The following is a 22,799-nucleotide window of genomic DNA, read 5'->3' as shown; positions in this document are numbered from 1 at the left end:
TAAATCAAATAGCTTTAACCAACTCTTTAAATAAGGCGGTAAGCTTTGGCTCTGCTGCTGCTGCTGCCTCCAGCACTTCTTCATGTGTGATGATATTGTCTTCTTCCCGTATGCCCAGGTCGGTAATTACGCTTATGCCAAATACTTTTATGCCCGCATGCGCTGCTGCGATCACTTCCTGCACCGTGCTCATACCTACGGCATCTCCCCCCAGCACATTGATCATTTTGTATTCGGCACGGGTTTCAAATGTTGGTCCTGTTACACCAAAGTATACACCTTCTTTAACCGGGTAGCCCAGTTGCGCTGCAATTGCTTTTCCTTTTTTGATCAGTACTTTGGAATAAGGCTCGCTCATATCCGGGAAGCGCAAGCCGAATGCCTCCTCATTTCTGCCAATTAAAGGGTTTACAGTGGCCAGGCTTATATGATCGGTGATGATCATCAGGTCGCCTACGGCAAACGAAGCATTAACGCTTCCGGCAGCATTGCTGATCAGTAAAGTATGAATACCCAGTAATTTCATTACCCGAACAGGAAAAGCAACTTCTGCAGCGGCGTATCCTTCGTAAAAGTGCGGGCGACCGGCCATTACTACAATTCTTTTCTGGCTCAGCTGCCCAAAGATCAGCCTGCCCGAATGCCCTTCAACGGTAGAAACCGGGAAATGCGGGATCTCCGTATAATAAATCTCTTTCTCAACAATCATTTCTTCCACGAAATTGCCGAGTCCGCTGCCCAGTACAATACCGATTTCTGCCGGGAAACGGTAGCAGCTTTTGATATATGAAACGGCTTCAGTTATTTTTTCAGGCATTGCGCTCATGCGGGTATTTTATGGCGGCAAAGATACGCACTGAAGAAGGGAAAAAGAGAGGACTGTAAAAGAAGCGTTTACCCTGCCTGCATTCATCGAAACTTCCGGCTTTTTACCGGTTTTATTATACTTGAAGAGGATTATTAACGTTTTGCAAAAATAGTTTCAGTTTACCGTCCTAAATATAGACCCTATGGTTGCTAAAAAACTAAGGCTTTTTTTGCTGCTGATCCTTTTACCGGCAACGGTATGTATGCTGCTGATAGGAATGCAGCAATACCGCCATACCGCTGTAGCGCAAAATAGCCGTGCTGATGCTTCAACTGTTGCTGCCTGCACGGGAAACAAAAACTGCAAAGCCTGTAGGAATTGCAGTTCCTGTAAGCATTGTAAACAGGAAAAGGGCTTTTGCGGGGCCTGTAAATGAGAAATGCACGAATTGATTTGCAATAATTCGTGCATTTGGTGAGCATATATCTGAATCGCGGATAATAGTTGGATCAGTTCAGCGCAGCCAGTAATTTTTTGTTCAGCGCTACATAATCTTCGTTTTTTGCAATGGTAGCCAGCTCTGTAGATTTATTGGCTGCTGCAACGGCTTCTTTTGTTTTGCCCAGCTTTGCCAGGCATTTTGCCTTCTGGTGCCAGATCCAAAATGCATTGGGCTCTTTTTCTGTTGCTTTGTTGAACCAGCCAAGCGCTTTATTCAGGTCCTTGCCATTTTCAAGGTAATAAGCGGCAGCGGCGAAGAAAGGGAAATTCTCTTTTCCTTCCATGCTGCTGATCTGCGCATTGATCTTGGTGTTTACATCCGTTGTAATGGGAATGATAACGACCGTTCTGTCCCATCCGATGATCATGTCCATGGAGGATGCCAGGACGTTATCAAAAGAAATCAAAAAAGACTCCAGCGGAAAAGGAAGATCTACGGCGTTGATCTTAACACGGGCTACGTCCTGGTCTTCCTTGTAGGCAGACGGGCTGGTTACATTTAACTGTTTGGTTAAGATCACCGTCCACTCAGACGCATTGGGGATCGTAAGCAGTCCGTACTTGCCGGCCGGGATTTTTTTGCCGCCAAAAGTCACATCATCGCCAAAGCTGATAGTGGTAGCGCCGTTTGCACCTGTGCGCCATACTTTACCGTAAGGTACCAGGTCGCCGAATATGGTTCTGCCTTTTACTGCCGGTCTTGAATAAGACAGTTCAACGGCAGATAAGCCAAACTCCTGCTTTACTGTTTGCGATGGCGAAGCGGCCGGCGTTTTTAATTGTTGTGCTTCTGCAAAACAGATCACTGTAGAAAAAGCGGCAAGTAAAAAGATCTTTTTCATCTGTAGTTGTTTTTTGGTTGATTAATCAGGTCTTTTTTAATGAATAAACCCTGCTGTGCGCATTGTTTATTGCACTGTTGTTTATTGCGGCGAAGATAATGTTTACAATAATGTAATTCAAGCCCGGAAGGAAATTGAAAAGAATTATGCCAGGTTTAACAAAATATGTTTTTTATGCGGTTGTTCTAACGATCAGAACTGAACGGTAAGGGTAGCTTTTGCAGGGATGTCGCCTTCCAGTAATTTCCATTTGGGACCCTCCTTTACAACCCGGATGGCCTCCTTATTACACTGCGGGCAGGTAGAATGTATGATCTTAAAACCGGAAAGGCTCCCGTATTGGTCTACGGTAAATGCCAGGTCAACAAATCCGCGGCCTGAAGCAGGCGTTGTACCGGGCAGGCGGGTATTGTTAACTAAGTATATGTTATAATTGCCCCACCCGTCTGCAGGTGCTGCTTCAGGTATTTCACCGGGGGCTTCATCCTTTGTTATTGCTTTTTTGCTTGTCATTGCTTTTTTGCTGTGTGCCCCATAGCCCGATATGGTAACTTCTGCCAGTTGTTTGCCATCGGGCCGGAGCATGATATTGTTAACAGGAGCGCCGGCGTACAGAACCACCTGCTGTGGTTGAAAGCCTATAGATTTTATATTCACTGCCAATGATGTGTCTCCGCTCATGAGCCTGAAATTCCCTTCTGCATCGCTATACGTGCCTGCCGGTGTATGATTGATACGGATATTTACAAAAGGCAACGGTTTATTATTCTCGTCGGTTATTTTCCCGGTTATTATATGGGTAGATGCTGCCGCCGGGATATTATTGGGTATTGTTGATGAAGTGGAGCGGAGTATGTTTACGCTGCTTTTTCTTTTATCCTCTTCTTCAACTGTTTGTGCCCGCAGTACAGTGGCTGCTGAAGCCTGGTCTTCCCTGTTCACCGAAGGTGCCGGGATTACAGTATCCTTTTCTCCTTTTGCCCGGAGCGGGGCAGGGCGTGCTGTTTTTTCGGAAGTGGAGCGGGATAAGCCGGGAGTTTCTTTCTCCGGCGCCGAAGCCGGTTCAGTGGTTTGTTTACGGGTCTCATTTTCCTGCAAAGCAATATCTTCTGAACCAGCAACTGCTGCCGGCATTTCAGCAGTGTCCTGTGTTTCTTTTAATGGCGCAACTTTTTGCTCTTTTTTGTTTTGCTGCGCAATATCGTTCCCGGCGGGAGTTAGCCAGTACCAGGTAAACGCTGCTCCACACATAATAAGAATGGCCGCTGCTGCGCTCCACCATACTTTCCCGCTGCGTACAGGAATTACTTTCGTGTCGTTTTTTTCCTGCAGTCTTTTTTTGAGACCTTCTATATCCTGCAAAAAAGTTGCCGGGGAGTGCTGTGCATAGCCTTCTATTGCCTCTGCGAGGAAGGGGTCTTCCAGCGCGGCTTTTTCCATGGCATGCCTTTCCAGCGCAGGCATTTCCCGGTTCAGGTAGCGTTGTATATCCGCCGCCGTATATGATTTGATATGTTTATTGTTTTCCGGCATTGATTGTTTTAGTCAGTGGTGAATAGTGAGTTGTGAATAGTGAGTAGTGAATTGTGAAATGTCCCTGTGCCTTACACTTCATACCTCACCCTACTCGCCCATGCGGTCTGACGCTCCTTTCGTCGCGTACCGACCGCCACATTCTTCACTCCTCCATACAAATTTTCAAATTTCTTCTTCCGTTCTGAATATAGCTCCTTACCTTCTTCCATTCGTATCCAGTGATCTCGGCAATTTCGTCGTAGCATTTTTGCTGTAAATAAAACAATTCAACTGTTTTCTTCTGTTCTTCCGATAAGCTTTGAATACATTTCTCTAATTTAACAAATTGTTCTTCTTTTTCCAGCATCCCATTAAGATGCACAGTTTCCGCCGATTGCATATATTCCTGGTTAAATTTGGTGGTTTTCAGGTTCCTGGGTGTACGCAACTGCATAAGGCAGTGGTTCCGGGTAAGTGTATGAAGCCAGCTTTTAAAATTGCTTACTTCGTGCTGCTTCAGTTTCTCAACGAGTTCCTCAAAAATATTCATTACGGCATCTTTGCTCTGCTCTGCATCTTTAAAATATTTCAGGCAAACCCCGTATACCAGCTCCATATAACGCTGGTACAGGTCCGACAGTACCCGCATATCATTTGTTTGCTTATACAGGGCAATCAGCTCAGTATCCGTGTTACCGGCGGTTGATATGTTTTTAATAAAATTCAAACAATGGCAAAAAAGTAAAATCAAAGATAAAAGATAATAAGAAAGAGAAGTGCAACCGGCTCATTCCCGCCTTTGCGTATAAAAAAAAGTTCATGTGCGTGTGTAATACTGCCGGTTATGGCATCCATCATTCAAACTAAACCTTAAAAATCATTTTTATGAAGCAGGTAACCATCATTTGCGGAATGATCATTATTGCGGCCTTAACAGCTTTCTTGCCAAAAACTTCTTTTACGGTAAAAGGTACAGTAACCGATAGCACCGGCGCAGTCCTTCCGGCGGTAGCCGTTACGGAAAAAGGAACGGCAAATATCACCCAAACCGATGCTAACGGCAATTTTATCATCACCGTTTCGGATACCAATGCGGTATTGATTTTTTCATCACTGGGATTTGGTGACAAAGAGGTAGAAGTATCTGGTAAATCAATGCTCTATGTACAGCTGTCCCCAACAGCAGATAGCCTTGAGGAAGTAGTGATTACCGGCTATGGCCCTGTCAGCAAGAAAAACTTTACAGGATCGGCGGTACGGGAGGCGGAAACAAACAGGATGTTGCAGGGCAGCGTGGCAGGTGTCGCAGTACAAGCAGATGCTTCCTATCCTTCGCCTGCTGCACGGAAAGCGGGTAACCGGTATTACCGGCTGTACCAGCCGGGGGATGAGGATTTTAATACCGAAGATTATGACGGCATCACAGAAAACCGGTTTCTTACGGTGAAAGAGAACCCGTTGTCAACTTTTTCTATAGATGTGGATGCGGCTTCTTACAGCAATGTACGCCGGTTTTTAAACAACGGTCAGTTACCGCCGGCCGGGGCGGTACGCATTGAGGAAATGATCAATTATTTTCATTACGATTATCCGCAGCCGGCAAACGGGAGACCTTTTTCTATCTATACCGAGCTGTCTGAAGCGCCCTGGAATAAAGATCACCGCCTGGTATTGGTGAGCCTGCAGGGAAAGAAAGTGTCAACGGAAAATATCCCGGCATCCAACCTGGTCTTTTTGATTGATGTATCGGGTTCAATGGAAGCTGTGAATAAACTGCCACTGGTAAAGCAATCCATGAAGCTGCTAACGGATCAGTTGCGTGAAAAGGATAAGGTGGCTATAGTGGTATATGCCGGCAGCGCAGGACTGGTATTGCCTGCCACAAGCGGGGCAAATACACAAACCATTAAGGATGCTATTGAAAGGTTAACGGCAGGTGGTTCTACTGCCGGTGGTGCGGGCATTAAATTAGCGTACAACATAGCCCGGCAAAACTTTGTGCAGGGCGGCAACAACCGTGTTATTTTATGTACCGATGGCGATTTTAATGTAGGCGCCAGCAGCGATGATGATATGGAAAGATTAATTGAACAGGAAAGAAAGAGCGGTGTTTTTTTAACGGTGCTGGGCTATGGCATGGGAAATTACAAAGACAATAAAATGCAAAAGCTGGCTGATAAAGGCAATGGTAACCATGCTTATATTGATGATATGAACGAAGCGAAAAAAGTATTGGTGAGCGAATTTGGGGGCACCTTATTTACCATTGCCAAGGATGTGAAATTGCAGGTAGAGTTCAATCCGGCCAAAGTGCAGGCCTACCGTTTGATCGGTTATGAAAACCGTATGCTGAATAAAGAAGACTTCAATAACGATAAAAAAGATGCAGGTGAGCTGGGGAGCGGGCATACCGTCACGGCTTTATATGAAGTAATTCCAGTGGGCGTACAGAGTGATTTCGTAGAAAAAGTGGATCCGTTGAAATACCAGGGTGAGGCAAAACAGAGAACAGTCAATAGTTCACCTGAGTTGCTGACGATCAAGTTCAGGTACAAAGACCCTGCAGGTGAAAAGAGTAAGTTAACGGAACACCCGGTAACTGACGGGCACATTGCATTGAACAATACCTCCGGTAATTTTCGTTTTGCCGCCGCCGTGGCACAGTTCGGTATGCTGCTCACCCATTCGGAGTTCATGCAGCAATCTTCGTATAACAATGTGCTGGCATTGGCTAACTCCGCTGTCGGTGATGATGCTGAAGGTTATCGCAAAGGGTTTTTAGAACTGGTGAAGAAAGCAGGAAGCCTGGCGAAGCTGGAAAAGCGCAGCACAGGCGAAGATGAATTGGCGGGGCGAAAATAAATGCAGGCATAAAAGTATAATATCTTCGATGCGGTCGGCACCCAATATATAAGGAAGGTGAGACCGCATCTTTGATTTATGATTTGAGATTTATTTGAATTTTGTTATTTGTTATTTGGTTCCTTTCTTAAGTTTTCTTTTTCGGATTTTGAAATTAAAACGCTTCGGATTTAGTTAAACGTTGTAATATACAGCATGAAATTAGACAGGTTTGTATCGGCCCTGTTCATCGCTGTTGCGGTTGCCTGGTTTTTCCCGCAGTTTGGCGCTGCCGGAAGCAGCATTCCGCTGGATGCTATCTGCACTGCCGGAATTGCGCTGATCTTCTTTTTTTATGGCGTGAAGCTGAGCCCGGAAAAAATAATGACGGGATTAAAAAACTGGAAGCTGCACATCGTTGTTCAGGCAGCTACTTTTATTATCTGCCCCTTACTGGTGCTTACTGCTTATCCTTTTTTGCAAACAGAACACCAGGAAATGATCTGGCTGTCTGTATTCTTTTTAGCCGCATTGCCTTCAACGGTTTCTTCCTCTGTTGTAATGGTGGCTATGGCAAAAGGCAATTTACCTGCCGCCATTTTTAATGCGAGCATTTCGGGACTTATTGGCATTGTGCTGACGCCCTTATGGATGGGTTTGTTTTTACAGCAACAGCAAAACAACGTTGATTTCCTGCAAATTTATGTGAGGCTGATCGTTGAGATCATTATACCTGTAATTGCCGGTATTGCCATGCAACGTGTTATAGGACACTGGGCTGCCAGGTATGGTAAACAACTGGCTGTATTTGACAAGAGCGTTATTGTTTTGATCGTGTATAAAAGTTTTGCGGAATCTTTTTCGGACGGTACATTTTCAGGGATGCGATGGAAAGACCTGGCACTCATATGCATTATTGCTATTGTTTTGTTCTTTGCGTTGTATGGCATCATTTATCTGATCAGTATTTTGCTTTCCTTCAATAAAGAAGACAGGATCACCGCTTTGTTTTGCGGCTCAAAAAAATCACTGGTGCACGGCACCGTATTTTCAAAAGTACTGTTCAGCAATGCAGCTTTCGCCGGGTTTATGCTGCTGCCGCTGATGATCTTTCATGCGTTCCAGTTATTTATTGTAAGTTATATTGCAGGGTGGTTTGGAAGGAAAGAAAAGCATTAAGGATTGCTGTACACAATTAACTCCGGAAAATAAAAGATCAGGCTATGTATATCCCCACGGTAAATGCCATGACAGATCGTGAAGAGGTGGCTGCCTTCATGAAACGATTCAGCTTTGCAACCATCATTACTGCCAAAGAAAATTTGCCTGTAGCTACACATCTGCCCTTTCTTGTATCGGTTCGCGACGATAAGATTATACTGACTTCTCATTTTGCAAAAGCAAATGAACAATGGAAAACAATTGTTGAAAACAAAGTTTTGGTGATCTTTACCGAACCGAATGCTTATATCTCACCCGGGAACTATGATAAGGTGCTGAATGTTCCTACATGGAATTATATTTCAGTTCACACGTACGGCCGCGGAAGGCTTGTTACACAAACGGATAAAGTGATTGAAATACTGGAAGCAACTATCGGTAACTACGAATCGGCTTACATGCAGCAATGGAATGGTTTGCCTGATGATTATAAATTGAAAATGATAAAGGGCATTGTGGCTTTTGAAATTGAAGTAACGGAGCTGCAGGGAAAGAAAAAGCTGAGCCAGAATAAAACAGAGCCCGAACAAAGAAAAATCATCAGCTCACTTTCAGGTAGCAGTAACGGTAATGAGCGGCATATTGCAGACTACATGAAACGAAACCTGGATGCCGGATAAAGCATCGTGCACCTATCACGCTGCTATCCTCTTCCGGTTATCCAATACATAAAGCTGCCTGTAACTTCTCTTAAATACATGTCCCAGCACCTGAGCGCGTTGGCCGACGGAAGCATATAATCGGTGGGCACAACACTATCGGGTGGTTTAACAAAAAAAGCAGCCGGGTAAGCAACGACCTCAATACCCGCTTTGATAAAGGTTTTTTTTGCGCGGGGAATATGTATCGCCGAAGTAACCAGCAGGTAGGGTGGGGGAAGCCGTAGTGAATCAATGATCTTTCTGGCATTCGCTGCATTTTCGGCTGTATTCCGTGAATTCCTGTCCAGGGCGATCGCCTCTGGTGGAATGCCCATGGCAATGAGCTGCTGCTGAATAAAGTCTCCCTCCCTGAAGGCTCCCCGGTTAAAGACGCTGCCATCGCCTGCCGCTATGATTATTTTTTGTATATGTCCGGTTTTATACAACAACGCTGCCTGTATGAACCTGTCGCTTTGATCACTGAAATAGGTTTGTTTGTCTGTATTGTTCTTTCCCGCAAAGCCGCCTAATAAAATACCTGCGCTGTACCGTTCATCTGGCCGGAGGGTCACTTTTTCGGGCTGGTAAGCAAGGATAAGCTGGCTGATGATAAAAGGATTGGTGAAGAACAGGAGCATGATGGTGCCGGCGATATAACATCTCTTTTTTCTGACTGCTTTTTTGCTTAACCATCCCCATACAAAAACGGCTACGATCCACAGTACAGGGTTCAGCAATACAATGACGAGTTTGGAAATAATGAACATCATGCTTCAAGATACATTGCGGTGCGTAGAAACCCAAAAATAATCAGGTGACAGCAGTCAGGTATCAGGTATCAGTCGATGATGCCAGAGAGACAGCGCTATATTCCGCGAAAATGTAATGTTACTTAAATATCTCGCTTAGCTTTTTGTCAAGAAATACCGCTTCATCAGTACCGGTATATCGGCCAATGATAATACCGGCTTTGTCAATTAAAATTTTTGTGGGAAACACATGAATACCAAAAAGCGTCGTTATTGATTGTGATTTATCCGGAGTACCATCGGTATTGATTTTTACTCCGCTCAGCACATTATGCCAGATTCCTGTTCTGTCTTTTTTTACTGCATCCCGCCACGGTGTTCCGGTTTGGTCATATTCTTCAGCTACTGCAATAATATCAAATCCCTTGTTGTGATATTTGTTAAATAAGTCAATAAGATGCGGCATGCCCTGTCTGCAGGGCACACACCAGCTACCCCAAAAGTCAAGCAGTACGTATTTGCCTTTGAAGTCTGACAAGCTTAACGTATTTCCATTGATATCAGTACTTTTAAATACTTTAGCCGGTTCACCTTCGGAATTATTTTCTATTTCATCTATAGCTTTTTTTATCTCCTTTCCATAAGCACTATTTTGAATTGAAGGGGTAAGTTTTGTATAAAGTGATTTTACTGAATCTATTGTCCATCTCGTTTGATAACTCCATAATTTAAAAGCGCTAACATAAGAATTCGGGTTGTTGATTATGAATTTCCGATTTAGGTCTGAAAATTTTTCGTAAAGAGAATCAGCGTTTTTGTTTATTGAATTATATTGTTTTTGGAGCATTTCATATTCAATCTGTGTTTTTGAACCTGATATGTTAATCTCTTTAAAATGATTATATCGAACAGTTGCCGTCATTGTTGTTGGTTCCATGAAAAAATCAACAATATTTGGATTTTCTGCATCATCCATAATTTTAGGATTCCCTCTTAGAATAGCCCATGTCGGTTCTTTTATTTTTCCTTTAAAATGAAAATTTCCGTGTTGTAATTTGGAACTGTCTGTTGTGCGTTTCCCATCTATATCGTATATCAAATAGATTACCGGATTTTTAGAATTTATTACTTTGCCCTTTAAAATAAAAGGATCACCCTGCGTTTTTTGTGCATGAATATGAGGTCCGCTCAGGCATATCAGGAATAAGCAAAGTAAATGTCGCATTAATTATCATTTTCAAATTCCTGCCTGCGGTCTGACGCTCCTTCCTCGCGTGCCGACCGCGACATTTTCAAAAAGCCGGTACCAATTCCTTACTGCCGGGTGTGTATTTGTAAAATCCTTCGCTGCTTTTAACACCCAGTCTACCGGCAGCCACCATGTTTACCAGCAAAGGACAGGGCGCGTATTTGGGATTGCCAAATCCTTCATACAATACTTTTAATATGCTCAAACAAACATCCAGCCCGATAAAATCGGCCAGTTGCAGAGGCCCCATGGGATGGGCCATGCCCGATCTCATTACAGTATCAATCTCTCCAATTCCCGCTACTCCTTCATACAGGCTGTATATCGCTTCATTGATCATGGGCATAAGGACCCGGTTGGCAACAAAGCCGGGGTAGTCGTTCACAATGCAGGGGATCTTATCCAATTGCCGGGCAATATGAACAATTTCGCCGGTTACTTCTTTTGCGGTGGCATATCCGTTGATGACCTCCACCAATTTCATTACCGGCACGGGATTCATAAAATGCATGCCGATAACCTTTTCGGCACGACCGGTAACTGCAGCTATAGCTGTAATGGAAATAGAAGAAGTATTGGTGGCCAGTATGCATGAGGGCGGAGTAAATGCATCCAGCTCTTTAAATATTTTTAACTTGACTGCCTGGTTTTCCGTTGCTGCTTCTATTGCCAGGTCGGCTTTGGCAACGCCTGTTTCTATGCTGGTAGAAGTGTGGAGGGTTGAAAGTATCCTGTCTTTTGTTGCCTGCGTAATGATCCCTTTGCTTACCTGGCGGTCTGCATTTTTAGAGATGGTCTCAATGGCTTTTCCCAATGCAGCTTCGCTGATATCTGTAAGCGTTACATTAAACCCGTACTGCGCAAATACATGAGCGATGCCGTTGCCCATGGTGCCTGCGCCAATAACAGCAATGTTTTTTATCATGATCGTATGTTGATGGGGTATGGGCTGTAGGCTTTCAGCTATCGGCTATGAGCTGTGAGCTTTGGGCGATCAGCTTTCAGCAATCGGCTTTGAGCGATCAGCATGCTGACATGTCTCGCCTTTCACTTCTCACGTTTCACCCCTCACCGTGTGAAATCACTCACTACTCACCACTCACAATTCACAATCCACTACTCCTCACCTAATTTTTCTTTTTAAAATCCCCTCTTTTCCATGCTTTCACAAATTCACTCCATGCGAACGGATTAAATATGTTCATAGGTGGTGCCTGCCCGCTGTAATAGTAGCCCTGGGCATTTTTGCTTAATGCATAATTGGCAGCTTCGCCGCCATCGCGGGGTAAAGACCGGGCCAGTATCCTTCTTTTGGCTTCGCTGGTATTTTGACGGGCAATTTCTATCCCGTCATCCGGAACATCATTATTAACAAAATCGCGCTCAAACTGTTCACGGGTTGGCCGGGCTTTGATAATAGCTGTAGGAAGGTAAATGGTGTCTTCGGCCAGTAGTTTCACCATATTGTATTGGTTCCCTTCAAGGTTGGTCGGGATCTTGTCTGTTTCACTCCTGTAGGACACATGCGAAAACTGAATTTCATCACCTTTTAATACCACTATCGAAAAAACGCCCTGCTCATTGGTGATGGTTCCCCTGTTTTGCCCCTTTACCATTACTGTTACTCCCGGGATGCCTTTTAAGCTGTCGTGCGTCATTACTATACCATATAACTGAACAACAGAGTCTTTCAGGGATTCAAACTGCGCTTTTGCCGCGAAGGGGATTAAAAAGAACGAGAAAAAAATATATCGTAAAAAATGTTTCATTAACCTGTTAGATGAACTGCAATAATACCCTAAAATCACTACTCAACCATTCAAAAAACCCAATTTAACCCGAACGTACGAAAAAAACAAAGTAAGCATTTATGGGCTTAACTTTGCGGGACAATATTTTTTTTAACAAAAAGTTCGGCAGATGAAAGAAAGTGATATTCTGAAAGCGCTGGGAAATGTAATTGAGCCCGATCTGGGTAAAGATCTCGTAACACTAAACATGGTTAAAGACATTGTAACAGAAGGAGATAAGGTTTCTTTTACAGTTGTGCTTACTACGCCTGCATGCCCTTTAAAAGATATGATCAAAAACGCATGTGTAAATGCGATACACCTGCTGGTAAATAAAAATGCAGACGTAAATATAAAATTTACAGCCAATACCAACAGCAACCGGAAAGACAATAAAGCCTTATTGCCGGGAGTGAGAAATATTGTTGCTGTGGTAAGCGGTAAAGGCGGCGTTGGCAAATCTACGGTGGCGGCTAATTTAGCCCTTGCGCTGGCAGAAGGTGGCGCTTCTGTGGGGCTGATGGATGCCGATATCTACGGGCCAAGCGTACCTATGATGTTTGGTGTACGGGGTGAAAGACCGCTCATGAAAAAACAGGGCGAATAAGGTATTATCATCCCACTGGAAAAATTTGGCATAAAGCTGATGAGTATAGGCTCGCTGGTAGATGAACGGCAGGCGATCGTATGGCGCGGGCCCATGGCAAGCAGCGCCATACGGCAGTTTGTAACGGATGTGGAGTGGGGTGATCTGGATTACCTGGTAATTGATATGCCGCCAGGTACCGGCGATATTCATCTAACATTGGTTCAAACGGTTCCTGTAACAGGAGCAGTGGTAGTAACCACTCCCCAGCCTGTAGCACTGGCAGACGCCAAAAAAGCCATTGCCATGTTTGGACAGGCTCAGATTAAAGTGCCCGTTATCGGGCTGGTAGAGAATATGAGCTGGTTTACGCCGGCAGAACTGCCAGAAAACAGGTATTATATTTTTGGAAAGGAAGGCGGTAAGCGATTGGCTGAAGAATTTGATATTCCTTTTTTGGGACAAATACCATTGGTGCAGGGCATAAGGGAAGGCGGTGATATAGGCATACCGGCAATGGTCAGCGATGATGAGATCACGCGGAAAGCCTTCAGCAGTTTTGCTGGCAACACTGTTCGAAGCATAGCCATGCGCAATGCCAACATGGATGCAACTAAAATTGTGGAGATCGTGGTATAATGCTGCCGGCACCCGGCGCAGGGAGGGACAAACGCGGAAACGGATTATTCTACCATACTGAATGCAGTGAGGTATTTATCAATATATTCCTGCATATACTTTGATTTGTATTGCATTATAAAGCGGGGATGTTCGAGCGCTGTGATCTTTTTAAAGAAACCATGTGTGTTATTTAGCCCGAGCAGTATCTTTTCATTTTTACCGCTGCCCAGGCAAAAGCATATATCGGTATCTATTCCCAATGCAATTTGCTTTTTGATGCTCCGGATCATAAAATCATGCGCGGCGGCGGCCAATGCTTTACTGTCATAAAAATTATAATTCACTTCTTTTCCCAAACTGTTTTTTATGGTAAAGCCCAGAGGGCAGATGGAATTGATATAGAATTTTCCATAAAATTTTTCCGGACCGCCATATATTTCTATCATATTATATATAAATACGGATGAAGGTTCGTGTGCCGGGGCTCCGGGGTATGCGATCGCGCATTTTTCAACCAGTCTTTTGGGATCGGTAAATGGAACGCCTGTTAATCCTGCCCCAAATCTTCCGGGGTTGATGCCCAGGATAATGTGCCGCCGGTTATTGTCGCTATAGTATTTTTTGTAGAAAGCAGATGAAACGGCCAGGCTGTTTTTATTCTCGCGGAAAGGATTCATTACCCGTATACCGGGCGGTAATTTACCTGTGAAATGCAGCGATTGGTTAAATGCAATTACTTTATCGGCAAATGTTGACATATAGTGAAGGAAGGTAAGTAATTTTATAAAGGGAAATGGACATATCAATCTCAAATCTCCAATTTCAAATATTCCATGCATCGCAAAGATTTTATCCGTTCAGGCTTTTTATTGTGCACGCCTTATGTGCTGCCCTTGCGGGGCATAATGCGCACCTCCGCGGGGGATGAAGATTATATAATGACCGTAAACGGGCATATCCCTGCTGCCCGTGCAGGGTTTACACTAACACATGAGCATATCCTGGTAGATTTTATCGGTGCAGACAAAATAACTACATCCCGCTACAATGCAGATGAAGTATACAATAAAGCGCTGCCTGTTTTGCAGGAAGCTGTAGAGAATGGTTGTAAAACCCTGGTGGAATGCACACCCAATTATCTTGGAAGAAATACAGCTTTATTGCAGAGATTATCGAAAGCCAGCGGGCTTCATATAATTTCCAATACCGGTTATTATGGGGCCGCAAAAGAAAAATTTTTGCCTAAGCATGCTTATACCGATTCGGCCAAACAACTGGCAGCACGCTGGATCAACGAATGGGAAACAGGTATAGAAGGTACCGGTATCAAGCCGGGCTTCATTAAAACCGGCGTGGATGCTTTCCCGTTATCCCCGGTACAGCAAAAGCTTATTGAGGCGGCAGCATTAACGCATTTATCAACGGGATTAACTTTTGGGGTGCACACAGGCAACGGGGAAGCTGCGCTGGAGGAACTGAAGATAATAAAAGCTATGCGTGTGCGTCCTGAAGCGTGGGTGTGGATTCATGCGCAAAGCGAAAGGAACAGGCAGGTTCATGTACAGGTTGCAAAAGAAGGGGGATGGGTTTCTTTTGACGGGCTCAACGATGGTTCAGTGCAGCAATACATACAATTTTTGAAGGATATGAAAGCAGAAAAGCTTTTGCACAGAACGCTTATCTCTCATGATGCAGGCTGGTACCATGTAGGCGAGCCCGGTGGTGGTCGGTTCAGATCTTTCAATACCGTTTTTAAATTGATGTTGCCTTTGTTGAGGAAAGAGGGATTTAATGAAGGTGAAATACAGCAGGTTTTTATTGTTAACCCGGCCAAAGCATTAACGGTTAAGGTTAGAAGAGCGTAGCTTCCCGCTGCTTCTATGCTGCCTTACTGCCAAGCCACAACAACCTTTCCTTTTGTTCTGCCCGTTTCTATTTGCGCATGGGCTTTCGCTATGTCAGCAAAAGAAAAAACATCTGAAACATGTGATTTAACAATGCCTTTCTCCAGGAGGCTGGCTATTTCCTTCATGTCATTGCCGTTCGATTTTACTTTAAAAGCATAGCCATGCATTCCTTTTGCAGCGGCTTTTTCTCCAACTGCTTCATTCATCCCGGAAGGGATGCTGATGATGGTAGCGCCTTTTTTCATCACGCCTATGGAACGGTCAATGCTTTCTCCGCCAAGCGTATCCAATACAAAATCAATATCCGATACCTGTTCTTCCAGTGGCGCAGCGTTATAGTTAATATGTTTGTCGGCGCCGAGGCCCAATACAAAATCCCTGTTTGCCACCGAAGCGGTTCCCGCTACCCATGCACCGGAATATTTAGCTATTTGCACGGCATAATGTCCTACGCCTCCCGCAGCGGCGTGGATCAGCACTTTTTGCCCTTTTTGTATAGAAGTAAATGCTTTCATAGACTGCCATGCGGTTAATGCGGCAAGTGAAGCCGCGGCAGCTTCATTAAAAGAAATATTGAGCGGCTTTAACGCGAGGTGAGCGGCAGGAGCTGCTACATATTCCGCATAGGCTTTGCCGTGGCCGGGGAAATTGACCATACCAAATACTTCATCGCCTTTTTTAAATGCTGTAACACTTTCACCGGTTTCTGTTACTATGCCCGAAATGTCCCAGCCCAGTATCAATGGTGTTTCATCTTTCAGCATTCCGGATAGCCCTTTGCCCGAACGGGTTTTTGCATCAATAGGGTTGATGGCGGCCGACTTCACTTTTACCAGTACTTCTTCGTTTGTTATTAACGGAACCGGCGCTTCTTCCAAAACCAGGTTCCCGGTATCGCCAAAGCCGTGCAATACAATTGCTTTCATTAAGTTATTTCCCTGAGTCATAGTATCAAATTAAAATTTCAAAAAAAGCCTGTTGTGCTTAATTTATTTGGCAGGCTGTGCACCTGTTGCTCCGTTGCCGGCTAATAATTAACGGGCAACAATTTCATGTATTCATTGATGTCTCTATGATCTTTTTTCCGGAATGCAGTTCCTGAAGACGATAACTTTAAAATGCGGGACACTCTGAAATCACGGTAATCATTGCGCCACCAGCACCATGCGATCATATGCCAGTTAAAAGCATAGAATATAAGACCTATGGGTTCTATTGCCCTGGCGCTAACCTCGTCATTCATATTCTGGTATTCCAGGTTAAGAATGGTTTGGGTGGATATGGCATTCTGGATCCCGGATAAGTAAGCGAAATTATTTCCGCCAAACGAGCATGTTACTGTTTTGATCTGGGATTGTAATTGTTCCAGCTTTTCTTTCTGGTTTCCGCGCAGCACCGACCGTACTTTGTTCAAAGCCGTTTCGTAGTGCTTCCGGATGGATTGATCGGAAAACCGGGCGGTAATGCTTTCCATGAGTATCAGTGCATTGGCTTCTTCATTGGTAAATGATACCGGCGGTAAAAAATAGCCTTGCACAATAAAATAACCCCGGCCATTTTCAAAGCTTACCGGTACGCCAATTTCCGTAAGCGCTTTCACGTCGCGGTACACCGTGCGTATGCTTATTGAAAACCTGTCGGCTATGCGTTCCGCAGGCATAAATTTTTTGGATTGCAGCATGGTTAAGATGCCCATGAGCCGGTCAATTCTATTCAATGCTTTCTGATTTTAAGGTTTAAAATTAAGCACAAACTGCTGACCGGAGAAGTGTGCTCTGAATTTTGCATCTTCTTCTCATATTTCACGTTTGACAGCAATTTATACCTGAAGCCCTTGTGGTGGTATGTAACACACGTGCCACGGCAATTAAAAAGTTTTAAGTTGACGACCATAGCGACCACACCAACCGCGACTCCGCTGTAGGCGGTCTCGTCATCTATAAAATGCACATACCAATCAATTTTTAAATATTTTCTTCTTAACTGTTGATTATTTTAAATATTTTCAATTAAATAATCAAAAATATTTTCCATATCTCAATATTTTACCTAATTTTAATGAAATTTTTCAATAAAAATATTAAAACGAAATATTTATGTGTGGCATAGTTGGCGTATTCGATTGTAAAACGGGTACAGAATCGCTCCGACCTAAGATACTGAGCATGTCGAAAAAGATCCGCCACCGTGGTCCGGACTGGTCGGGTATATACAGCGATGACGATATTGTTTTAGCGCACGAGCGTTTGGCAATTGTGGATCCCCAGTCGGGCAGGCAGCCTTTGTATACAAAAGACAAAACGCTGGTACTTGCAGTAAACGGGGAAATATACAATCACCGGGATATTCGCAAATCATTGCCCGGGTATGAATTTTTAACCCAATCCGACTGTGAAGTAATACTGGCTTTATACCGCGAGAAGGGCATTCATTTCCTGGAAGACCTGAACGGGATATTTGCATTTGCTTTATACGACAAAACAGACGGGTCTTATTTTATTGCCCGCGACCATATCGGCATCATTCCGTTTTACATGGGTTGGGATGAATGGGGCAATTTTTATGTTGCTTCCGAATTGAAAGCGCTGGAAGGCGTTTGTAATAACATTAAGGAGTTTTTACCGGGGCATTATTTATACAGTAAAGACGGCGGCTATGAATTGAAACGCTGGTATAAGCGCGATTGGGAGCAGTATAAAAATGTAGAAAACAATGTTTCAGACATTGCCGTTTTACGCAAGGCCCTTGAAGATGCGGTACACCGCCAGTTGATGAGTGATGTGCCCTATGGCGTTTTGCTGTCGGGAGGGCTCGACTCCTCTATTATAGCGGCGGTTACCAAAAAGTTTGCTGCCAAAAGAGTTGAATCCGGCGACACACAGGCTGCATGGTATCCGCAGCTGCATTCATTTGCCGTGGGCTTAAAAGGCTCGCCCGACCTGGCAGCGGCGCAAAAAGCGGCCGACCATATCGGTACAGTGCATCATGAGATCCATTTTACCATACAGGAAGGATTGGACGCAATTAGAGATGTGATCTATCATTTGGAAACCTATGATGTAACCACCATAAGAGCCTCCACGCCTATGTACCTGATGGCGAGGATCATTAAGTCTATGGGTATAAAAATGGTGCTGTCGGGCGAAGGTTCAGATGAATTGTTTGGCGGTTACCTGTATTTTCATAAAGCGCCCAACCCGGAGGCCTTTCACGAAGAAACCGTACGCAAACTGGGCAAACTGCATTTGTATGACTGCCTGCGCGCCAATAAATCACTGGCTGCCTGGGGCATAGAGGGTCGGGTGCCGTTTTTAGACAAAGAATTTATGGATGTGGCTATGCGGTTGAACCCTGCAGATAAAATGGCCAAGGATGGTAAAATAGAAAAGTGGATCCTGCGTAAGGCTTTTGAAGATTACCTGCCGGAAAGCATTGCCTGGCGGCAGAAAGAACAATTTTCCGATGGCGTGGGGTATAGCTGGATTGATACGCTCAAAACCATTGCCAGCCTGAAAGTTACGGATGAGCAGCTTGCAAACGCGAGGTACAGGTTTCCTGTTAACCCGCCGATGTCGAAGGAAGAATACCATTACCGTTCCATATTCAGTGAACATTTTCCGTCGGATGTAGCGGCAGCCTGTGTGCCTTCCGTGCCTTCCGTGGCCTGCAGTACGCCTGAAGCGCTGGCCTGGGATAAATCTTTTCAAAACCTCAATGACCCTTCCGGACGTGCAGTGGCCACTGTGCACAACATGGCGTATGAGGAAAAGTAAGATGCGGTCGGCACCCGACGCAGGAGGGTCAGCATCGCATCCGAACGCAAAGCACCGGAGAACAAATAATAAGAACCAAATCACAAGAACCAAATAAATTTCAAATCCGAAGTCTTAAGCGCTAAATCCGAAGGGAAGAACCAAATCACAAAAGACAAGAACCAAATAAATTTCAAATCTGAAGCCATAAGCTCTAGATCCGAAGAAAATACAACAATAAACAAAAAATTAAAAACCATAAATTTCCGGAAATCCGGAGATGCGGTCGGCACCCGATGCAGGAGGGTCAGCACCGCGTCTGAACGCAAAGCACCAAAAGACAAATTACAAGAAACCAATAAATATCAGATTTCATCCGAAGAGTGCTGCCAGATCAGCTCTGAGCAATGAGTGCTGATAGCTGAAAGCTGCTTACTCAGGCAGAACAGGGCCGTAGTGCAATTTCTTTCCTATCTGGTCTTTGTCGGGAAAAAGGATATCATGGGCGGTTTCATATCCTTCATTGGCAACCTGATTAAGCATGCTCCTTTCTTTATAGCGGCGGGCGGCATATACAGCCAATCCGGCCAAAAAGCCGATGGCCACCGCAACGAGTACTTTATCGGATTTTTTCATCTTTTTTATTACAAAGATAAAGCTGCAAAACATATACCATGTTAAATGATGTTAATGTATACCGGAATTTATCATATTTAAAGAAGGCGCCGCGGCTTTCGTTATCAGCATTCTTAAAAATAAAAAGCTAAATTCGCTTCCGGATATCAGAGATCTGATTACCAAAGATAAACACCCTAACCACGATGATTTTTACATTTTAAGCAATGACGACAACTCAATTGGTGCAGCTTTCGCAAACCCTGGAAGGTGAATTCTATTACGATAAAACGATAAGAACATTATATGCAACCGATGCTTCAGCTTACCGCGAGATGCCTTTGGCGGTTGCCATACCCCGGACAGTAGCAGATATTAAGAAACTGATCGCGTTTGCCCATGCGCAAAAAACTTCACTGATCCCGCGAACAGCCGGCACATCACTTGCAGGGCAGGTAGTAGGCAATGGTATAGTGGTGGATGTATCAAAATATTTCACGCAAATACTTGAGCTCAATACAACAGAAAACTGGGTTCGTGTGCAACCCGGCGTTATAAGAGATGAGCTGAACCTTTTTCTCAAACCCCATGGATTGTTTTTCGGTCCCGAAACATCTACTGCCAACAGGGCAATGATGGGCGGCATGGTGGGTAATAACTCATGTGGCTCCAACTCCGTAATTTACCGCAGTACACGCGAGCACCTGATTGAAATAAAGGCTTTGCTGAGCGATGGTTCCGAGGCGGTATTTAAAGCCCTGGATATAGAAGCTTTTCATGCCAAATGTGAAGCGCCCACGCTGGAAGGGAAAATTTATCAAAATATCCGGAGCTTATTGAGCAATTACGAAACGCAGCAGGAGATCCGAAAGGAGTTTCCTAAAAAAACAGTAGAAAGGAGAAACACGGGCTATGCTGTGGATTTACTGCTGGAAACCGCGCCTTTTGCCGCGGGTGAGGAAGATTTTAATTTTTGCAAGCTTATTGCCGGATCCGAAGGCACACTGGCTTTCATAATCGAAATTAAATTGAATGTAGTTCCGTTGCCGAAGGAATCCGGGCTGCTTTGCGTGCATTTTAATACCATAGATGAATCGCTGAGAGCAAATTTGATAGGATTAAAATACCGGCCTTCGGCGAGCGAACTGATAGATCATTATATTCTTGAATGTACAAAAGACAATATCGAGCAGCGTAAAAACCGTTTTTTTGTGCAGGGTGATCCGGGCGCTATACTGGTAATAGAGTATACCCGCGATACAAGAGAAGAAATTACTGCTATCGCCAAAGAGGTAGAAGCGGAAATGCGGGCAGCCGGACTGGGTTATTATTTCCCTTTATTGTTTGGCGATGATACAAAGAAAATATGGACGCTGAGAAAAGCCGGGCTCGGCCTGCTGAGCAACCTGCCTGGTAATGATAAGGCGGTGCCGGTAATTGAAGACACCGCGGTAGATGTAAATGATCTTCCTGCCTATATACGCGAATTTAATGAGATACTTAAAAAGTACAATCTCTATTCCGTGCATTATGCGCATGCGGGCAGCGGGGAAATACACCTGCGTCCCATCATCAACCTGAAAACCAAAGAAGGAAATCTCCTGTTCCGCACCATTGCCGAAGAAATAGCCACACTGGTAAAAAAATACAAAGGCTCATTGAGCGGCGAGCATGGCGACGGACGGTTAAGGGGGGAATTCATCAGGCAAATGATCGGTGAAAAAAACTATCAGTTGCTCAAAGCGATAAAGAAAGCGTGGGACCCGCACAATATTTTCAATCCCAACAAAATTGTTGATACGCCGGCCATGAATACCATGCTGCGCTATGAGCCCGGTCAGCGAACGCCTGCTTTTAAAACCGTTTTCCGATACCCCAACCAGGATGTGTTGCAGCATGCGGAACAGTGCAACGGATCAGGCGACTGCCGTAAAACACATTTGTCGGGAGGAACCATGTGCCCCTCCTATATGGCAACCAAGAATGAAAAAGATACTACGAGGGCGAGAGCCAATATTTTAAGAGAGTTTCTTACGCATTCAAGCAAGATCAACCGTTTTGATCATAAAGAAATTTATGAAGTAATGGATCTGTGCCTGAGTTGCAAGGGTTGCAAATCGGAATGTCCTTCCAACGTGGATGTGGCCAAGCTGAAGGCCGAATTTTTGCAGCAGTATTACGATGCCAACGGTGTGCCGCTGCGCAGCCGGCTCATCGCCAATTTTACCAGGTTATCGAAAGCAGGTGCGTTGCTGCCGGGGTTATACAATACGTTAATGACCGGTAAATTAACTGCCGGCCTGGCAAAACGCATCGTCGGGTTTGCTCCCAAACGTTCCATGCCCGGATTGTACAGCACTACATTAAAGAAATGGTACAATAAACATTGCCGGCAGCAAACAAAAAGCAATACCAGAAAAGTATACCTGTTTTGCGATGAGTTTACCAATTATAACGATACCGAAACAGGCATCAAAGCGATCTTACTACTGGAGGAACTGGGGTATGAAGTGATCATCCCCGAACACACGGAGAGTGGCCGGTCGTGGCTTTCCAAGGGGCTTTTGCGCAAGGCAAAAGTGATTGCCGAAAAAAATATAAAGCTCCTGTCTCCATTAATAAATGAACAAACACCACTGGTGGGGATAGAGCCCTCTGCCATACTCACTTTCAGGGATGAATACATTGATCTTGCCGACGACGCATTGCTGGACGAAGCAAAACGATTATCGGCAAATGTATTTACCATTGAAGAATTTTTAAGCCGTGAAACAGATGCGGGGAATATTACCACTGAGCGGTTTACAAAGGAGCAAAGGAAGATCGTTTTGCACGGGCACTGTCACCAGAAAGCATTGTCGTCTATGGCTCCTTCGGTTAGAATATTGTCACTGCCTCAAAATTATGTCGTGCAGATCATTCCTTCCGGGTGCTGCGGAATGGCCGGATCATTCGGGTATGAAAAAGAGCATTACGATCTTTCCATGCAAATAGGCGAGCTGGTATTGCTGCCCGCCGTTCGACGGCAGGCGGCGGATGTAATCATTGCCGCGCCGGGCACCAGTTGCAGGCACCAGATCAAAGACGGGGCATCAAAAAAAGCTTTACACCCGGTAGAAATATTGTATGATGCCTTGCTGGGGAAGGAAAAAAAATAAAAC

The 22,799-nt window shown here is 44.6% G+C and carries 18 protein-coding genes and 1 pseudogene; 7 read left to right on the top strand and 12 right to left on the bottom strand.

Features of this window, described 5'->3' with window-relative positions; genetic code table 11:
* Positions 1 to 4 precede the first annotated feature (4 nt).
* From PLH26_RS01245 to PLH26_RS01230, 4 genes are all read right to left on the bottom strand, one after another.
* Entirely contained in the window at positions 5 to 826 is an 822-nt protein-coding gene (locus PLH26_RS01245) for a purine-nucleoside phosphorylase (RefSeq protein WP_324584154.1), read from the bottom strand.
* A gap of 491 nt (positions 827 to 1,317) precedes the next feature.
* A complete protein-coding gene (locus PLH26_RS01240) occupies positions 1,318 to 2,151 on the bottom strand; it encodes a DUF2911 domain-containing protein (protein ID WP_324584153.1) in 834 nt (277 codons plus the stop codon).
* A 192-nt stretch (positions 2,152 to 2,343) separates the two neighbouring features.
* Complete coding sequence (locus PLH26_RS01235) at positions 2,344 to 3,684, bottom strand: carboxypeptidase-like regulatory domain-containing protein (RefSeq protein ID WP_324584152.1); 1,341 nt, start codon at positions 3,682 to 3,684, stop codon at positions 2,344 to 2,346.
* Positions 3,685 to 3,829: 145 nt separating this feature from the next.
* Positions 3,830 to 4,315 carry an RNA polymerase sigma factor gene (locus PLH26_RS01230; protein ID WP_324584151.1) on the bottom strand — a complete coding sequence of 162 codons (486 nt, stop codon included), beginning with the start codon at positions 4,313 to 4,315 and terminating at the stop codon, positions 3,830 to 3,832.
* Between the two features lie 236 nt (positions 4,316 to 4,551).
* On the opposite strand from PLH26_RS01230, the gene PLH26_RS01225 reads away from it, so the two are divergent.
* The 3 genes from PLH26_RS01225 (at position 4,552) to PLH26_RS01215 (ending at position 8,348) form a co-directional block, all read left to right on the top strand.
* Positions 4,552 to 6,528, top strand: coding sequence for a vWA domain-containing protein (locus tag PLH26_RS01225; protein ID WP_324584150.1), 1,977 nt, complete (start codon positions 4,552 to 4,554; stop codon positions 6,526 to 6,528).
* Between the two features lie 195 nt (positions 6,529 to 6,723).
* Positions 6,724 to 7,686: a bile acid:sodium symporter family protein gene (locus tag PLH26_RS01220; RefSeq protein WP_324584149.1), complete on the top strand. Its 963-nt coding sequence runs from the start codon at positions 6,724 to 6,726 to the stop codon at positions 7,684 to 7,686.
* 44 nt (positions 7,687 to 7,730) lie between these two features.
* Positions 7,731 to 8,348, top strand: coding sequence for an FMN-binding negative transcriptional regulator (locus PLH26_RS01215; protein ID WP_324584148.1), 618 nt, complete (start codon positions 7,731 to 7,733; stop codon positions 8,346 to 8,348).
* 23 nt (positions 8,349 to 8,371) lie between these two features.
* Here the strand turns inward: PLH26_RS01215 and PLH26_RS01210 are convergent, their stop codons facing one another.
* The 4 genes from PLH26_RS01210 to PLH26_RS01195 form a co-directional block, all read right to left on the bottom strand.
* On the bottom strand, positions 8,372 to 9,139 hold the full coding sequence (locus PLH26_RS01210; protein ID WP_324584147.1) for a YdcF family protein: 768 nt from the start codon (positions 9,137 to 9,139) through the stop codon (positions 8,372 to 8,374).
* 118 nt (positions 9,140 to 9,257) lie between these two features.
* Positions 9,258 to 10,343, bottom strand: coding sequence for a redoxin domain-containing protein (locus PLH26_RS01205; RefSeq protein ID WP_324584146.1), 1,086 nt, complete (start codon positions 10,341 to 10,343; stop codon positions 9,258 to 9,260).
* A gap of 67 nt (positions 10,344 to 10,410) precedes the next feature.
* Complete coding sequence (locus PLH26_RS01200; RefSeq protein ID WP_324584145.1) at positions 10,411 to 11,292, bottom strand: 3-hydroxyacyl-CoA dehydrogenase NAD-binding domain-containing protein; 882 nt, start codon at positions 11,290 to 11,292, stop codon at positions 10,411 to 10,413.
* Between the two features lie 202 nt (positions 11,293 to 11,494).
* Positions 11,495 to 12,136, bottom strand: coding sequence for a carboxypeptidase-like regulatory domain-containing protein (locus tag PLH26_RS01195; RefSeq protein ID WP_324584144.1), 642 nt, complete (start codon positions 12,134 to 12,136; stop codon positions 11,495 to 11,497).
* A 151-nt stretch (positions 12,137 to 12,287) separates the two neighbouring features.
* Here PLH26_RS01195 and PLH26_RS01190 point away from each other — a divergent pair.
* Positions 12,288 to 13,382: pseudogene (locus PLH26_RS01190) on the top strand (Mrp/NBP35 family ATP-binding protein).
* A 44-nt stretch (positions 13,383 to 13,426) separates the two neighbouring features.
* Here the strand turns inward: PLH26_RS01190 and PLH26_RS01185 are convergent.
* The gene (locus PLH26_RS01185) at positions 13,427 to 14,122 is read right to left on the bottom strand and encodes a uracil-DNA glycosylase family protein (RefSeq protein WP_324584143.1); all 696 of its coding nucleotides are present in this window, start codon (positions 14,120 to 14,122) and stop codon (positions 13,427 to 13,429) included.
* 75 nt (positions 14,123 to 14,197) lie between these two features.
* On the opposite strand from PLH26_RS01185, the gene PLH26_RS01180 reads away from it, so the two are divergent.
* Entirely contained in the window at positions 14,198 to 15,229 is a 1,032-nt protein-coding gene (locus PLH26_RS01180; RefSeq protein ID WP_324584142.1) for a phosphotriesterase family protein, read from the top strand.
* Between the two features lie 23 nt (positions 15,230 to 15,252).
* Here PLH26_RS01180 and PLH26_RS01175 read toward each other — a convergent pair whose 3' ends face one another.
* On the bottom strand, positions 15,253 to 16,218 hold the full coding sequence (locus tag PLH26_RS01175; RefSeq protein WP_324584141.1) for an NADP-dependent oxidoreductase: 966 nt from the start codon (positions 16,216 to 16,218) through the stop codon (positions 15,253 to 15,255).
* An 80-nt stretch (positions 16,219 to 16,298) separates the two neighbouring features.
* Positions 16,299 to 16,988 (bottom strand): helix-turn-helix transcriptional regulator, encoded by a 690-nt coding sequence (locus PLH26_RS01170; protein ID WP_324584140.1) that lies wholly within the window; start codon positions 16,986 to 16,988, stop codon positions 16,299 to 16,301.
* Positions 16,989 to 17,367: 379 nt separating this feature from the next.
* Here PLH26_RS01170 and asnB point away from each other — a divergent pair, with 379 nt between their 5' ends.
* Positions 17,368 to 19,044: an asparagine synthase B gene (gene asnB, locus PLH26_RS01165; RefSeq protein ID WP_324584139.1), complete on the top strand. Its 1,677-nt coding sequence runs from the start codon at positions 17,368 to 17,370 to the stop codon at positions 19,042 to 19,044.
* A gap of 411 nt (positions 19,045 to 19,455) precedes the next feature.
* Here asnB and PLH26_RS01160 read toward each other — a convergent pair whose 3' ends face one another.
* A complete protein-coding gene (locus PLH26_RS01160) occupies positions 19,456 to 19,659 on the bottom strand; it encodes a hypothetical protein (protein WP_324584138.1) in 204 nt (67 codons plus the stop codon).
* Positions 19,660 to 19,865: 206 nt separating this feature from the next.
* On the opposite strand from PLH26_RS01160, the gene PLH26_RS01155 reads away from it, so the two are divergent.
* Positions 19,866 to 22,796, top strand: a complete 2,931-nt coding sequence (locus PLH26_RS01155; RefSeq protein WP_324584137.1) for an FAD-binding and (Fe-S)-binding domain-containing protein — start codon at positions 19,866 to 19,868, stop codon at positions 22,794 to 22,796.
* Positions 22,797 to 22,799 lie beyond the last annotated feature (3 nt).

It is taken from the genome of Agriterribacter sp. (genome assembly GCF_035444585.1).
Lineage (GTDB): Bacteria > Bacteroidota > Bacteroidia > Chitinophagales > Chitinophagaceae > Agriterribacter.
Note: the sequence above shows the minus strand (reverse complement) of the source record. Positions and strands in the feature narration are given on the sequence as shown.